At 45.5% G+C, this 15,099-nt stretch carries 12 protein-coding genes and 1 pseudogene; 6 read left to right on the plus strand and 7 right to left on the minus strand.

Annotated features, from left to right (window positions below; genetic code table 11):
* Window positions 1–3: 3 nt before the first annotated feature.
* On the minus strand, window positions 4–2,832 hold the full coding sequence (gene uvrA / locus G9X63_RS07460; protein ID WP_252622223.1) for an excinuclease ABC subunit UvrA: 2,829 nt from the start codon (window positions 2,830–2,832) through the stop codon (window positions 4–6).
* 43 nt (window positions 2,833–2,875) lie between these two features.
* Here uvrA and G9X63_RS07465 point away from each other — a divergent pair, with 43 nt between their 5' ends.
* Both G9X63_RS07465 and G9X63_RS07470 read left to right on the plus strand, forming a co-directional pair.
* Window positions 2,876–3,460, plus strand: coding sequence for a hypothetical protein (locus G9X63_RS07465; protein ID WP_130923705.1), 585 nt, complete (start codon window positions 2,876–2,878; stop codon window positions 3,458–3,460).
* 78 nt (window positions 3,461–3,538) lie between these two features.
* Window positions 3,539–4,516, plus strand: a complete 978-nt coding sequence (locus G9X63_RS07470; RefSeq protein WP_130895994.1) for a ribonucleoside-diphosphate reductase small subunit — start codon at window positions 3,539–3,541, stop codon at window positions 4,514–4,516.
* Window positions 4,517–4,563: 47 nt separating this feature from the next.
* On the opposite strand, the gene G9X63_RS07475 is transcribed toward G9X63_RS07470, so the two are convergent.
* Window positions 4,564–5,124: a HupE/UreJ family protein gene (locus G9X63_RS07475; RefSeq protein ID WP_252622225.1), complete on the minus strand. Its 561-nt coding sequence runs from the start codon at window positions 5,122–5,124 to the stop codon at window positions 4,564–4,566.
* Window positions 5,125–5,184: 60 nt separating this feature from the next.
* Here G9X63_RS07475 and G9X63_RS07480 point away from each other — a divergent pair, with 60 nt between their 5' ends.
* Both G9X63_RS07480 and G9X63_RS07485 read left to right on the plus strand, forming a co-directional pair.
* Entirely contained in the window at window positions 5,185–6,771 is a 1,587-nt protein-coding gene (locus tag G9X63_RS07480) for a GMC family oxidoreductase (RefSeq protein WP_252622227.1), read from the plus strand.
* Between the two features lie 32 nt (window positions 6,772–6,803).
* The gene (locus G9X63_RS07485; protein WP_130923702.1) at window positions 6,804–7,241 is read left to right on the plus strand and encodes a nuclear transport factor 2 family protein; all 438 of its coding nucleotides are present in this window, start codon (window positions 6,804–6,806) and stop codon (window positions 7,239–7,241) included.
* Here the strand turns inward: G9X63_RS07485 and bioA are convergent.
* The 3 genes from bioA to G9X63_RS07500 are packed head-to-tail and all read right to left on the minus strand — an operon-like array spanning window position 7,213 to window position 10,197.
* Entirely contained in the window at window positions 7,213–8,490 is a 1,278-nt protein-coding gene (gene bioA / locus G9X63_RS07490; protein ID WP_252622230.1) for an adenosylmethionine--8-amino-7-oxononanoate transaminase, read from the minus strand. The two genes, G9X63_RS07485 and bioA, sit on opposite strands and share 29 nt — an antisense overlap.
* Window positions 8,483–9,082 (minus strand): dethiobiotin synthase, encoded by a 600-nt coding sequence (gene bioD, locus G9X63_RS07495; RefSeq protein ID WP_252622232.1) that lies wholly within the window; start codon window positions 9,080–9,082, stop codon window positions 8,483–8,485. The genes bioA and bioD overlap by 8 nt, the downstream gene beginning before the upstream one ends.
* Entirely contained in the window at window positions 9,079–10,197 is a 1,119-nt protein-coding gene (locus G9X63_RS07500) for an aminotransferase class I/II-fold pyridoxal phosphate-dependent enzyme (RefSeq protein WP_252622234.1), read from the minus strand. Before G9X63_RS07500 ends, bioD begins: the two co-directional genes overlap by 4 nt.
* Before the next feature lie 566 nt (window positions 10,198–10,763).
* Between G9X63_RS07500 and rho the strand changes: the two are divergent.
* Together rho and ygiD are read left to right on the plus strand one after the other, a co-directional pair.
* Window positions 10,764–11,912 (plus strand): annotated as a pseudogene (rho, locus tag G9X63_RS07505) (transcription termination factor Rho); the annotation flags it as partial.
* Window positions 11,913–11,928: 16 nt separating this feature from the next.
* The gene (ygiD, locus tag G9X63_RS07510; protein ID WP_130896001.1) at window positions 11,929–12,711 is read left to right on the plus strand and encodes a 4,5-DOPA-extradiol-dioxygenase; all 783 of its coding nucleotides are present in this window, start codon (window positions 11,929–11,931) and stop codon (window positions 12,709–12,711) included.
* Here ygiD and rocD read toward each other — a convergent pair.
* Entirely contained in the window at window positions 12,708–13,925 is a 1,218-nt protein-coding gene (gene rocD, locus G9X63_RS07515) for an ornithine--oxo-acid transaminase (RefSeq protein ID WP_252622236.1), read from the minus strand. The genes ygiD and rocD overlap by 4 nt on opposite strands.
* Complete coding sequence (locus G9X63_RS07520) at window positions 13,922–15,097, minus strand: acetyl-CoA C-acyltransferase (protein ID WP_252622238.1); 1,176 nt, start codon at window positions 15,095–15,097, stop codon at window positions 13,922–13,924. Before G9X63_RS07520 ends, rocD begins: the two co-directional genes overlap by 4 nt.
* Between the last annotated feature and the right edge of the window lie 2 nt (window positions 15,098–15,099).

The raw sequence follows: 15,099 nt of genomic DNA on the forward strand, positions 1-15,099 counted from the left end.
AATTTACAGTTTTTGGCTTAAATAATGAGCGGTTGGGTTGTTTTTCAGGCCTTTCATCTCCTCAGGAGTACCTTGGAATGTAATATAGCCCCCATTTTCGCCCCCTTCGGGTCCTAAATCAATAATGTGGTCAGCGCATTTAATCACCTCCATATTGTGCTCAATGATCACCACCGAATCCCCCTGTTCTACTAAATCGTTCATGGCTTTTAAGAGCTTTTTAATGTCGTGGAAGTGAAGACCCGTGGTAGGTTCGTCAAAGATAAACAGGGTCTTGCCTTTGTTTGGATTTCCTTTGCCTAGGAAGCTGGCGAGTTTCACGCGCTGTGCTTCTCCACCGGAAAGCGAGTTCGAGGATTGACCTAATTTGATATAGCCCAAGCCTACTTGGAAAAGGGGATCGATTTTATCGGCGATACGCGGTTGTTTCTCGCGGAAGAATCCCACGGCTTCTTCGACGGTTAAATCGAGGATTTCTGAGATATTTTTATCCTGGAATTTGACGTCCAAAATTTCCTGCTTGAATCGGGATCCACCGCAAGATTCGCAAGGCAGCTTAATATCTGCCATGAATTGCATTTCGATGGTGATTTCTCCCTCGCCTTGACATACCTCGCAGCGTCCACCTTCTACGTTGAAGGAGAAATGGGCGGGTTTGTAGCCACGGGCTTTCGCCACTGGAAGTTCAGAATACAAGGCTCTAATGGCGTCGTAGGCCTTAATGTAAGTAACTGGATTCGAGCGAGATGATTTTCCGATCGGCTGTTGATCAACCATTTCGATGCTCGCCACTTTGTTTGTGCTGCCTTTAATTTCACGGAATCGCCCCGTTTCTTCGGTGCCTTGTTGCAATAAACGAAGCATCGCAGGGTACAAAATTTTACGAATTAAGGTGGATTTTCCAGAGCCACTTACACCCGTTACAACTGTCATGATGCCTAAAGGAATCGCAACGTCCACGTTTTTTAAATTATTTTCAGAAGCTCCGGTGATTTCGATTTGAGCTAATGGTTTACGTCTAAAGTAGGGCACTTCGATGCGATCTTCGCCGCTTAGGAAGCGCAAGGTGTGGCTATCCGTGCTTTTGTCTGCCAAAGCCTCTGTTAAATTCCCCTGAAAGATCAAATTCCCGCCATGGCGACCTGCTTCTGGACCGATGTCGATAATCTGATCCGCAGCGCGCATGACTTCCTCCTCATGTTCCACGACGATGACCGTGTTTCCCATGTTTTTCAACATCTCTAACACCGAAATCAGTCGCTCTGTATCTCGAGGATGCAAACCGATGCTCGGTTCATCTAAAATATACATCGAACCTACCAAAGCACTGCCCAGCGATGTCGCTAATTTAATGCGTTGAAATTCGCCTCCAGATAAGGTGGAGCTCAATCGATTCAGCGTTAAATAGCCTAAACCCACTCGGTCCATATATTCCAAGCGATTGTTAATCTCGATCAGAATTCGTCTAGAAACCTGCTGATCGTGCTCGTTCAGCTCCAGTTTTTCAAAGAAAGCTTTCGTTTTCGATAGGGGCCAAAGCACCAAATCGACAAGCGAGGTACCTGCTATTTTTACATAACTAGCATCCATTCGCAAGCGTGAACCCTGGCATTCCGGACAATTCGTTTTGCCGCGGTAACGCGAGAGCATCACCCGGTATTGGATTTTATAAGTCTCTTTTTCGAGGTGATCAAAAAACTTTGTCAGTCCTGCGAAATACTTATTTCCAGTCCACAATATTTTCTTTTCCGTTGCACTTAAATCCTTGTAGGGGCGATGTATAGGGAAGTCAAATTGCACCCCATTTCGTAAAAGCGGACTAAGCCATTCACTCATTCGCTCGCTTCGCCACGGTGCAATGGCTCCCTCATAAACAGATAAATCGTGGTCTGGAAAAACTAAGTCCGGGTCTAAACCCAGGACTTTGCCATAACCCTCGCAATTGCGGCATGCGCCGTAGGGATTATTGAAGGAGAACAAGTTCAAACTTGGCTCCTCAAAAACCATTCCATCTAATTCGAATTTATTCGAGAAGATGTCGCGCTTTCTGCCTTCGATTTCAATCCAGCAAACGCCTTCTCCCTCGAAATAGGCTGTTTGGACGGAATCACCTACGCGGAATTGCGTTTCTTCGTCGTCTTTTTTAGAGACCAAACGGTCGATCAAAATCGCGATCTCCGCCGGTTTTTTCGCGAGCTTTTGCAAATGAGCAGGATCCTCTACTAATTCCTCCAAGGCAATAATTTCATCTTGGAATTTCAATCGAGAATAACCTTTCTGGATCAGTAATTGACATTCGTTTTCTAAGCTTCTGTCTTCGTGGTGAACGAGTGGCGCTAGGATGAGGACTTTCTTGCCGTCGTTTTGGGCAATAAAATCCACGATATGGGAGACCGAATCTTTGCGCACTTCCTTTCCAGAAACCGGGGAAATGGTGCGGCCGATGCGGGCAAAAAGTAATTTTAAATAATCGTAGATTTCTGTGGTGGTACCTACCGTGGAACGCGGGTTCTTTGTGTTGACCTTTTGTTCAATGGCAATCGCTGGCGAAACCCCTTTGATATAATCCACGGCGGGCTTTTCCATACGTCCCAAAAACTGCCGCGCGTAGCTGTTCAGACTTTCGACGTACATTCTTTGGCCCTCCGCAAACAAGGTATCAAAGGCCAAGGAAGACTTCCCTGATCCCGACAATCCCGTAATAACTACAAGCTGATTGCGTGGAATCGCCACATCCACTCCTTTTAAATTGTGCACGCGCGCACCTTTGATGATGATGTGCGTTTTCGGATCACAATTATCTATGTTATGCTTTGCCTGTGGGGAGTTCATTTTACAAAAATATCCTTTAATTTTGGTAATCAATTTAAGCCAAATGAAAAAACTGTTTTTATTCTTTTCACTCCTGACTTTTGTGGGAGTTTCAGAGGTCTTCGCCCAAGAACCGGTGGTCATTAAAGAGGAGGGTGCTGAGGGTGATTTAGATGTGGAAAAGGACGTCCGAGAATTACCTTTTCGCCAACGCTTGAATTTTGGTGGAGGAATCAGTGGCCTGAGTTTTGGAAACCCGACGAGCATCGGGGTTTCGCCCATGGTGGGTTATTCACTGACGAATAATGCGATGGTGGGTGTGGGTTTAATTTATCAGTATTATTCTGCGAATTATGGCTCATTAGGCACTTATTCGAGTAATCTTTTAGGTCAAAAAATCTTTATTCGCCAGCAAGTTCCCGCTTTGAGTCAGGTCATTGGCCAAGCGTACCTAACAGGACAAGTGGAGAACTACAACAATCTTTCTAATAACACTGGAATTTCGTATGCTAATCCAGTACTAGTAGGAGTGGGAATAGGATCTAAAATGGGTCTTAATTTTTCGATTATGTATGACTTGAATTATACGGCTGGGCGCTCTCCATATGGCTCAGCGCTGGTTGTTCAAGTAGGCGGATTTTTCTTTTAAAATTTAAAACAATTTAGGCCTGTTATTGGTCTTGTATATCAGGTAGAATTTCTTAATTTCGAGTTCAATTTAATTTATATGTCAACGATAGCAGTAGAACCCTTATTGGTTGAGGATCCCAACCGTTTTGTGCTTTTTCCGATTAAGCACGATGATATTTGGCAATTTTATAAGAAGGCGGAAGCGTCTTTCTGGACAGCTGAAGAGATCGATTTATCTCAAGATTTAGCGGACTGGAAAAAGATGAACGATGGTGAGCGTCACTTCGTTTCACACGTTTTGGCATTCTTCGCTGCATCGGATGGTATCGTAAATGAAAATTTAGCGAATAACTTCTTGAAAGAAGTGCAATACGCAGAGGCGAAATGTTTCTATGGTTTCCAAATCATGATGGAAAACATTCACTCAGAAACGTATTCCCTTTTAATTGATTCCTATATCAATGATCCGAAAGAAAAAGATCACCTTTTACGTGCGATTGAGACAATCGATTGCGTCAAGAAAAAGGCGGATTGGGCTTTGAAATGGATCGAGTCAGACAATTTCGTAGAACGTTTAATTTCGTTCGCAGCGGTAGAAGGTATTTTCTTCTCTGGTTCATTCTGCTCGATTTTCTGGTTAAAGAAACGTGGTTTAATGCCTGGTCTTTCGTTCTCGAACGAATTGATCTCGCGTGACGAAGGTTTACACTGTGATTTCGCGTGTTTATTATATGCAGATCACATTAAAAATAAATTACCTCAAGAGCGTATCTACGAAATCATTTTAGATGCGGTAGAGATCGAAAAAGAATTCGTAACCGTGGCATTACCGGTTTCATTGATCGGTATGAACGCGGAGATGATGTGTCAATACATCGATTTCGTGGCAGACCGTTTATTGGTTTCTTTGGGATGCAAGAAGCACTACAATGCGACAAATCCATTCGACTTTATGGAGATGATCTCTTTACAAGGAAAAACAAACTTCTTCGAGAAGCGTGTGGCAGAATACCAAAAATCAGGTGTCATGTCTGATAAGGAGTCTATGTCATTCTCTTTAGATGAAGACTTTTAGTCCTCTGAAATTCCAGGAAAAGGCCTCGATGAAAATCGGGGCTTTTTTTATGGCCAACGCTCTAGGATCATGGGCAAAACAAGGCCTATGGTGATGCCTGAAATGACTTGTATATAAGCCGTTTGCTTCCATTTAAACACGTAAAGCGACAGGATGGAAGACGCAAGTATTAGGGCGACTACGACTAATTGGCCTATTTCAAGTCCTACATTAAAGGCTAGGAGCGGAGTGAAAATCGAGCTTTCTGCACCTAACAAACTTTGTAAATAATTCGAGAAACCTAGGCCATGAATCAGCCCAAAAAAAGCAACCACACCGTACTTGTAGCGTTGTTCTGTCTGAATCAGATTGCTGATAGCAGTGACTAAAATCGTACAAGGGATTAAAAATTCAACCCAGGTGACATTGACCTGGATCAAGTGTAAAGTCGCTAAAGCTAAGGTAATCGAATGCCCCAGCGTAAAAGCCGTTACCAGCCAAAGCAATTTTTTATAATCTGTCACCACATATACGCAAGTCAGCGAGAGGATAAACAAAAGATGGTCTAGGGCTGCCCAATTCAGGATGTGCCCAAGACCTAAAGAAAAGTAGACAGAAAAATTGCTCACAGAGAATTGTTTATTGGTCAAAAATAGGGATATTCAAAGAGAAAATGGTAGACTTATTCTATGAAATTTGATTACATCATTGTGGGGGCCGGTACGGCGGGTTGCGTTTTGGCGCATCGTTTATCCGAAAATCCCTTAAACCAGGTATTGTTGATCGAAGCAGGAGGAGATTTTAGGGATCCCCGCATTTCGATGCCATCTGCCTATTCCTTGTTAAACCACACCTATTTAAACTGGAATTTTTTCACGGAACCACAACCGCATTTAGGGGGTCGCCGAATCTACCAGCCTCGCGGTAAAACCGTGGGCGGAAGTTCTGCGATTAACTGCATGGCGTATATTCGCGGGAACAAAGCGGATTATGACGCTTGGGCGGCTTGGGGTTGTGCAGGTTGGTCTTACCAGGATGTGTTGCCCTATTTTAAGAAGTCAGAGGATAACGAAGATTTTCAAAACGAATACCACGGAAGGGGTGGCCTACATCGTGTGGCGAAGAATCGGCATTTGACGATTTTTGGGGATGCTTTCATTGAAGGCTGTGCCATGGTAGGGATTCCAGAGAATCCCGATTTCAATGGGGCGAAGCAGGTAGGAGCCGGATTATTTCAGTTCAATATTCAAGACGGCGAAAGGGCATCCGGTGCGAAAGCTTTTATTCAACCAGCACTTTCTCGTAAAAACCTACACATCCAGACCTCTTTTCAGGTCGCTTCCTTAGTGATTCAGGGAGAAAAGGTGACTGGGTTGAAAGGCTATAAATTGGGTTCTAAGAAGCCTATCGAATTCGAATCTTCTGAAGTGATTTTATCAGCTGGTGCTTTCCAAAGCCCACAAATCTTGCAACTATCCGGCATCGGCGATGCGGCAGAATTGAAAGCACACGGAATCGACTCCCGCCTAGATCTGAAAGGGGTGGGAAAGAATTTGTCTGATCACTTGTTTGTGAATATGAACGCGCAGGCCAGTACAAAGGGTCAGTCGTATAACGTGGCTTTGGGGGTGAAAAACTACCTGGATTATACGTTTAAGAAACAGGGACCATTAGCCTCGAGTCCTTTAGAGGCCGCGGCTTTCTACGATTCCGTGAATCAATCGGATGTGCCTGATTTACAGTTTCATTTCTCTTCTGCATGGGCGGCCGATATGTACGATTATAGCAGAATGCCTTTAAGCGATGGATTTACCATTCTGCCTACCTTACTAAAGCCCAAAAGTCGTGGAACCGTTAGCCTGCGTTCTGCGGATTACCATGACGCACCGGTCATTGATCCGCGTTATTTATCCGAGAAAGAGGACCTCGAAACCTTGAAGCGTGGAGTGCGCATCGCACGAGATATCGTGTTGTCTACAGCGTTTGACGGATTAAGAAAAGGTTCGGAGCTGAATTATCCATCAGGACCTTGGAGCGAAGAACTAATCGAAAAACACATCGAGCAAGCCACGGAATGCGTGTATCATCCGGTGGGAACCTGTAAGATGGGAACGGATGCGGAGGCGGTTTGCGATCCTACCACATTGCGTGTTCGTGGTATGCAAGGTTTACGGGTGGCGGATGCGTCGATCATGCCGGATGTGATTTCAGGGAATACGAATTCCGCGGTGGTCATGATTGCGGAGAAGGCAGCGGATTTAATTTTGAGTAAATAACCCGCGCGAAAGCGTTTTAAAAAAAAAAGAAAATGAAGAAAGTATTGATTTTATTTTGTTTGTTGGCACCGATGATCGGCTTTGCGCAAAATGAGGAATCCCTTAAAGAAGCAGAATTAAGTCGATTTAAGTACCTAGTAGCGAAAGACCGTGCGGGTCTAGAATCGGTTATTCACAAGGAACTTGTCTACTTCCACTCGAGTGGTGTACAAGATTCGAAGGATAGTTACATTGCGTCCGTTTTATCTGGGAAATCGATTTATTTGTCTATCACTCCGGAAGAAATGCAACAACGGGTGTATGGCAATACGGGAATTAATACCGGTATCATTGTGATTCAGCAGCCCGCAGCTGACGGAGGCCAAACTCCTTTGCGCGTTCGTTTTACCGATGTGTACTTGTATGCGGATAAGCGTTGGCAAATGGTTTCTTGGCAAGCCACTAAATTAGCCCCTGCGCAAAAGCCTTAATTTTATCGTAGATATACGCTAAATCCTCGTCTTCAATACAATAGGGGGCGAGGATATAGATGGTGTTTCCTAATGGACGCATTAAAATGCCTTGCTCCAAGAAGTAGCGATAGATATCATCTCGGATGGAGTGTAAATAACCATCTGTCTCACCCGTTTCTACTTCCATCGCTAGGATACTGCCGTGAATTCGCACATTTTTTAGGATGGTATGATTCTTCAGCGTTTCCGCAAACGCCCGATGACGAGATTCCACGCGCGCAATAGACGCCCAGGTTTCTTCTTTTTCCATTAAATCCATACTCGCATTGGCTGCAGCGCAGGCTAATGGATTTGCCGTAAAGGAGTGAGAATGGAACATCATTTTACGGCGATCATCCGATAGAAATGATTGAAAAATTGTTTCACTGCAAAGGGTTAGCCCCATGGCCATCATGCCGCCGGTTAGGCCTTTGGAAAAGCAAACGATGTCTGGTTTTTCAACCAAATAATCCATCGCAAACCACTTTCCCGTACGACCAAATCCGGTCATGATTTCATCTGCAATACAGAACATTCCTTTTTCATGTGCCATGCAAATCAACGCATCCAAGGTCGACGCCTCGTACATTTTCATTCCTCCCGCACCCTGAATGAGGGGTTCAAAGATGAAAGCGGCATATTCGTCAGAGTTCAAAGAGGACATAGCTGCAAGGCAAGCCTCCGTGTCTTGAGGACTAGGCAGGAATTCCACCTCGAAAAGCATGTCCTGAAATGGATCATTGAAGGAGCTGGGTGCACCCAAACTCATCGCCCCAAACGTATCCCCGTGGTAAGCATCCGCAAAAGCAAGTATTTTTCTACGCTTCGTGTTTCCCTGGTTATGGAAGAATTGCAAGGCCATTTTGATGGCTACCTCCACAGCGGTGGAGCCATTGTCTGAGAAGAAAACGCGCTCAAAATTAGCGGGTAAATGGCTTAATAAACGTTCCGAAAGTCGAACCGCCGGTTCATGGGTAAATCCGGCAAAGATGACTTGTTCGAGCTGTAGGGCTTGTTCGTACACTTTTTGGGCTAAATACGGATGCCCATGGCCGTGTGTATTCACCCACCAAGACGAAATTGCATCGATGTATTTTTTACCGTCTGTATCAACTAAATACGCACCTTTTCCACTCGCAATCGGAATCGAAATAGGTTCGATTTGGTGTTGCGTAAACGGGTGCCAAATGACCGCCGCATCCCGTAAAGCTAAATTCTCCTTAGACATGGATTTTATTTGCATACGAAGCGATAACCGCTTCATTGATTTCTGATTCTGTATTCACGCGCAAAATAAGTGGCAAACCGGTATGATTCAAAATAAATTTCTCGCCTGACGGATTTTCGGGTCCATTGAACACGATTCCGGCCATTGGAATTCCGTGCTGTTTTAATAGCTCGTAACTTAACAAGGTATGATTCTGGCTGCCTAAATAGTTTTTGCTCACTAAAATGACCGGCAAATTCAGGTGTTTGATCAAGTCTAGATTCGTCTGTTGATCATTCAATGGCACCATAATTCCACCGGCTAATTCGACGATTAAGGTCTGATCAGTGGGGATTTTAAAGCTATCCAGTGAGATTGTTATCCCATCGATCTCTGCCGCTGAATGCGGGGACATGGGTTGGGTTAACGCATAGGTGGACGGGTGAACCGTGGCCGATGGAACCCAATTGCGGATCCAATAGGCGTCTCCCGTATCTAAATCCCCGGCTTGAACCGGTTTCCAATAATCAGCTTTTAAACCAGCTGTTAAAATGGCGGAAACAACGGTTTTCCCGATTTCGGTACCGATTCCGGCGACGATAAATTGTTTCATTCGAGTGCTTGGATGAGGGAAAGGATTTGTTCTGATGTATGGTTTGCGCTGAGCGTAATTCTGATGCGCTCTTTGCCTTTTGCTACCGTGGGGAAAACAATAGGTTTGATGGCGAATTCGCTGGCGGAGGCTGCTTTGGCTCGCACGGCTTCGTTTCCGGTGACGAAGAAGGTCTGGATGGCGGTTTGGCTATCCCCCCAGGCATCCGAATGGCAGTTTGCGCGGAAGAAAGCGATGTTTTCTTGCAGTTTTTGTCTGGCTTCGTTTTGGGAAGGTAAATAGTGCAAAGTGCTTAAAAGCGCGGAAACGTGTGCGGGCGTGGGTGCCGTGGAATAAATGAACGGTCTAGCGAAGTTCACGAGGTATTCTTTGAGGGCCAAAGACCCCAGGACCACCGCTCCCGCATTTCCCCAAGCTTTCCCAAAGGTGATTACGCGCGCAAATACGTCCTCGCATAATCCTAACTCATACACTAAACCTTGTCCTTCTGTACCATAAACTCCTCCAGAATGCGCCTCATCCACGATGAGCACGGCCTGGTATTTATTCTTTAATTCGACCAAAGCCCGTAATGGAGCTACGTCGCCATCCATCGAATAAACCGATTCCACGACGATCCACTTGCGTGTTTCGGCAGGGTATTGGTCTAAAAGATGAACTAAGTCATCCAGGTTATTGTGTTTGAAGATGCGACGTTCGGCTTTGGAAAGACGTAATCCATCAATCAAACTCGCATGCAATAGTTTATCACAGAAAATAACGTCCCCTTCTTGTGGTAGAGAGGAGATCAAACCGATGTTTGCATCGTAGCCTGAACTAAATAGTAAAGCGGTTTCCGATCCATGAAAGGCGGCGCATTCTTTTTCGAATTGTTCGATTAAGGATGAATGTCCTGAAATAAGACGTGAGCCAGTAGCGCCATTTTTGCGAGCCTCTGCAGGTAAGGCCTCAAAATCGCGCGCGATAGATGCTGCGAGAATGGGATCACCTGCTAAACCCAGGTAATCGTTTGAGCAGAAATCCGTGCGGCCATCCAGTACGGATAATTGCCTGAACAAGCCCTCTTTACGACGGGATTCCAAAAGGTCAATAAGCTGCTGCTGAATGTTTTCCATAGATTCTTGTGCTGCAAAACTACGAAATAATCGCTGTGGACGTGTATTTTATCATTTAATTGATTTTAAAGCCCAAATTTTGGCCTAAAACCTTGACAATTCCCCGCTAATACCGTAGTATTGTAAGTCGATTCTGACAATTCAACGAGTCAACATCCCCGAACTTTCTCATTTGACACACATTCTGACAGACATGTCTGTTGTCAATCTCAATTAATCATTCCCCCTTTATGGAAGATAAGCCTATCAAAAGAGTAAAAAAAGCACAAGAAGAAGATTCATCATCAAACGAACGACCTAAGCGTCAACGAATTAAGAAGAGCAACGAAGAGGCCCCTTTGTTACCGATGGGAAACCAGACTGAAGCATCACCTGAAGCATCACCTGAAGCGGAGGCACCTATCGAATACAAAGAAGTAGCAGCCCCTGAAGAATTCTTAGTCGATACTTCCTTTATCACCAGCACAGAAAACACAAAAGACGAGGTGTCTCCCACGGATGCACCAGTCGATGTAGATAAATTACCGAAAGAAGAGGCGCCAGCACCGGTGCATCACCACAAACCACGTTCGAATTACAACCAGGTCATCAAGGAATTAGATGGATTGATCGAGAACGAGGGTGTTTTAGAAATTATGCAAGAAGGCGGATACGGATTTATGCGTTCGTCTGATTACAATTACTTGGCTTCTCCAGATGATATTTATGTGTCGCCATCACAAATCAAAATGTTTGGTTTGAAGACGGGAGACACGATTTTAGGAAAGATTCGTCCGCCTAAAGAGGGTGAGAAATATTTCGCTTTGTTGAAAGTGGAATCAGTGAATGGAAAGACGACGGATGAGATTCGCGACCGGATCAATTTTGAATATTTGACGCCTTTATTCCCAGAGGAAAAGTTGAACTTGTCTTCTACGCCGGATAATTATTCGACGCGTATTTTGGACTTATTCGCGCCTATCGGTAAGGGCCAAAGGGGTATGATCGTTGCCCAGCCTAAAACGGGTAAAACGGTATTGTTGAAAGACATCGCCAATGCGATTTCCCGCAACCACCCAGAGGTGTATTTGATCATCTTATTGATCGATGAGCGTCCAGAGGAGGTAACGGATATGCAGCGTTCCGTGCGTGCAGAAGTAATTTCATCTACTTTCGATGAGCAAGCGGAGCGTCACGTGAAAGTGGCTAACCTGGTTTTAGAGAAGGCCAAAAGAATGGTGGAATGCGGCCACGATGTCGTTATCCTATTAGATTCAATTACACGTCTTGCACGTGCCTACAATACAGTGGTTCCATCTTCTGGTAAGATTTTATCCGGTGGTGTGGATGCCAATGCGCTTCACAAACCTAAGCGTTTCTTCGGTGCTGCGCGTAACGTCGAAAATGGCGGATCTTTAACCATCATCGCAACTGCCTTGATCGAAACAGGTTCGAAAATGGACGAAGTAATCTTTGAGGAATTCAAAGGAACGGGTAACATGGAATTACAATTAGATCGCAAGCTTGCGAACCGTCGAATCTATCCATCGATTGATGTGACGGCTTCAGGTACGCGTCGCGAGGATCTATTGATGGATCCAGCGGTGCTACAACGTGTTTGGATCTTGCGTAAGCACATGTCCGACATGAACTCGGTAGAGGCGATGGAATTCTTGCAACAGCAAATGAAAGGAACGAGGAACAACGAAGAGTTCTTAGTGTCCATGAATCGCTAAAGGAATAGATAGTATTATGTCAAACATACAGCCAGTTTGGTTCATTGGGCACGGAAGCCCGATGAACGCACTGGCAGACAATCCATTTACGGCATCATTGAATACGCTAGGGGCCTCTATTGCGCCACCTAAAGCCATTCTAGTAGTATCCGCTCATTGGTTAACGCGCGGTATTACCCAAGTGCAAGCGTCGCCGATGCCGGAGACGATCCACGATTTTGGAGGATTTCCGCGTGCCTTGCACGAATTTCAATACCCCGCACCGGGAAGCCCAGAAACTGCGAAAATGCTCGCTTCCGGCTCCCAAAAAATTCAAGAAACCACCGAATGGGGTTTAGATCATGGCGCCTGGTCGGTCCTTTGTCATCTTTTTCCGAATCACAACATTCCCTGTTTTGAGATGTCTATTGACTATTCTCAACCATTAGCCTACCACGTCACCCTCGCACAAGAATTACAATTTTTACGGGAAAGAGGCGTTTTGATCGTGGGAAGTGGGAATATCGTACACAATTTACAGGCTAGCATACCGAACCTCTCGATGGGTCAGGAGCATTTCGCCTATGACTGGGCACAGGAATTTGATGCCTGGACGATGCAGAAATTACTGGATAAGGATATTTCGAGTTTAGTGGATTATGCGCGTGCGCCAGGGGGATTAAAATCTGTTCCCACGCCGGATCACTACATTCCGATGTTGTATGCGTTGGCTTTAGCCCGCAAAGACGAGACCGTCCGCTTCACTTACGATGAACTCGTGTACGGCGGAATCTCGATGCGCTGCTTTGAAATCGCTTAATACCCCAGAAAAACTTTATCGATGATGCTGCAAGCTTGATCCATCTCTGCACCCGTAATGGTGAGGGGAGGAGCTAGTCTTATTTTATTGCCGTGTGTTGGTTTCGCTAATAAGCCCTTTTTCATCAGGTCTAAACAAATCTCCCAAGCCACATGGCTATCTTCGTCGGTGTCAATTTCGATGGCACATAAAAGCCCTTTTCCTCTGACTGATTTAATTAAGGCCGTTTTATCACGCAAACTTTCTAGGAATGTCAATAATTGCTGACCTCGAAGGGTGGCATTTTCTACTAAATCCTCGTCTTCGATGATATCGATGGCTACGTTCGTGACTGCGCAGGCTAACGGATTTCCGCCATACGTCGAACCGTGTTCGCCTGGTTTGATGGTGAGCATAATCTCGTCGTTGCAGAGCACCGCTGAGACCGGCATAAATCCGCCCGAAAGCGCTTTGCCTAGTAATAAAATATCTGGATGCACTAATTCGTGGTGGCAAGCTAACCAGGCACCAGTGCGCCCTAAGCCGGTTTGGATCTCATCTGCAATGAAAAGGACACGGTGTTTTTTGCATAAAGCTGCTGCCTTTTTTAAATAACCCGGCGACGGAATGACTACCCCAGCTTCGCCCTGAATGGGTTCCACCATGAAAGCAGCGACATGAGGGTTTTGTAATTTCTCTTCTAGAGCCGCTAAATCATTGTAGGGAATCCGACTGAAACCCGGAACAAAAGGACCGAAGTTGTGATAGGACGACGGATCATTCGAGGAGGAAACCGCCGCGATCGTTCTCCCCCAAAAATTTCCCTCCGCAAAAATAATTTCCGCTTGATTCGCCGGAACGCCTTTCACCTCATACGCCCATTTTCGGGCTAATTTGATGGCAGATTCGCCGGCCTCCACGCCCGTGTTCATTAAGAGAACTTTTTCGTAGCCGAATTTCTCCGCTAATTTCTTCTCCGTCGAACCTAATAGATTCGTATGAAAAGCGCGGGAGCTAAGGGTGAAACGCGAAGCCTGATCTGAAATGGCTTTGACTAAACGGGGATGACAATGTCCTTGATTTACCGCACTGTAGGCAGATAGAAAATCCAGGTATTTTTTCCCCGTCACATCATACACATGTACCCCGGCACCGCGTTCTAAAACGACCGGCAATGGATGGTAATTATGTGCTCCAAAATCAGACTCTAAATCAATGTACTCTTGTGGGGTCATAGCAATTCGTAAATTCCCGCTACCCCTTGACCGCCACCTACGCAGGCCGTGACCATACCGTATTTTTGGTTGCGCAGACGCATTTCATTGAATAATTGAATAGACAATTTAGCACCAGAACAGCCCAGTGGGTGGCCTAAAGCAATGGCTCCTCCGTTCACATTCACGATGTTTGGATCGATATCGAGGGTTTTCATGACAGCCAAAGACTGTGCCGCAAACGCCTCGTTCAATTCAATTTGTTGAATATCTTTCAGTGTTAAACCCGCTTTTTTCAAGGCAATTGGAATCGCCTCTACGGGTCCAATTCCCATCAAACTAGGTTCTACACCCGCAGTCGCGTAGGAAACCATCCGAGCGATAGGCTCTAAATGTAGTTCTTTGACTAATTTCTCCGAAACGACTAAAACGAAGGCGGCTCCATCAGAAGTTTGGGATGCATTACCCGCGGTAACGGTTCCGCCCATCGCGAATGCCGGTTTTAATTTACCTAAAGCTTCGATCGTTGTATCTGCACGTGGACCCTCGTCTTGTGACACGGTCCAGCTGCGGGATTGTTTCTTACCTGATTTGGCATCGAAATAATTCTCCGTTACTTCTACTGGAACGATTTGCGACGTGAATTTGCCGGCCTTTTGTGCCTCCAAAGCTTTCATATGAGAAGCAAAAGAGAACGCATCTTGCTCGTCGCGCGTCACGTTGTATTTCTTACTTACTTCCTCTGCCGTCAGACCCATTCCGATGTAATAATCCGGATGTTCGTTCGCGATTCCGTAGTTCAAGACCGTTTTGTGGCCCATCATCGGTAACATCGACATCGATTCAGTTCCACCAGCGATCACGCAATCGGCCATTCCAGAAGCAACTTTAGCGGAGGCCAAAGCAATCGCCTCTAAACCAGAACCGCAATAGCGGTTGATGATAAAACCGGGAACGTTTTTAGGGAGTGATAAAAGGGAAATGTAGCGCGCCATTTGCATCCCTTGCTCGGCTTCGGGAATGGCGTTGCCCACGATCAAATCGTCGACACGTGCCGGATCTAAATTAGGCACTTGCTTCATCAAATGTTTAATGACTTCCGCCGCTAAATCATCTGGACGCATCGTTCTGAAACCTCCTCTTTTGGCTTTTGCAACTGCTGTGCGGTAACCTGCTATGATATATGCATTCATCT

The sequence above is a fragment of the Aquirufa antheringensis genome, from assembly GCF_023921165.1.
In the GTDB taxonomy this organism is placed as follows: domain Bacteria; phylum Bacteroidota; class Bacteroidia; order Cytophagales; family Spirosomataceae; genus Aquirufa; species Aquirufa antheringensis.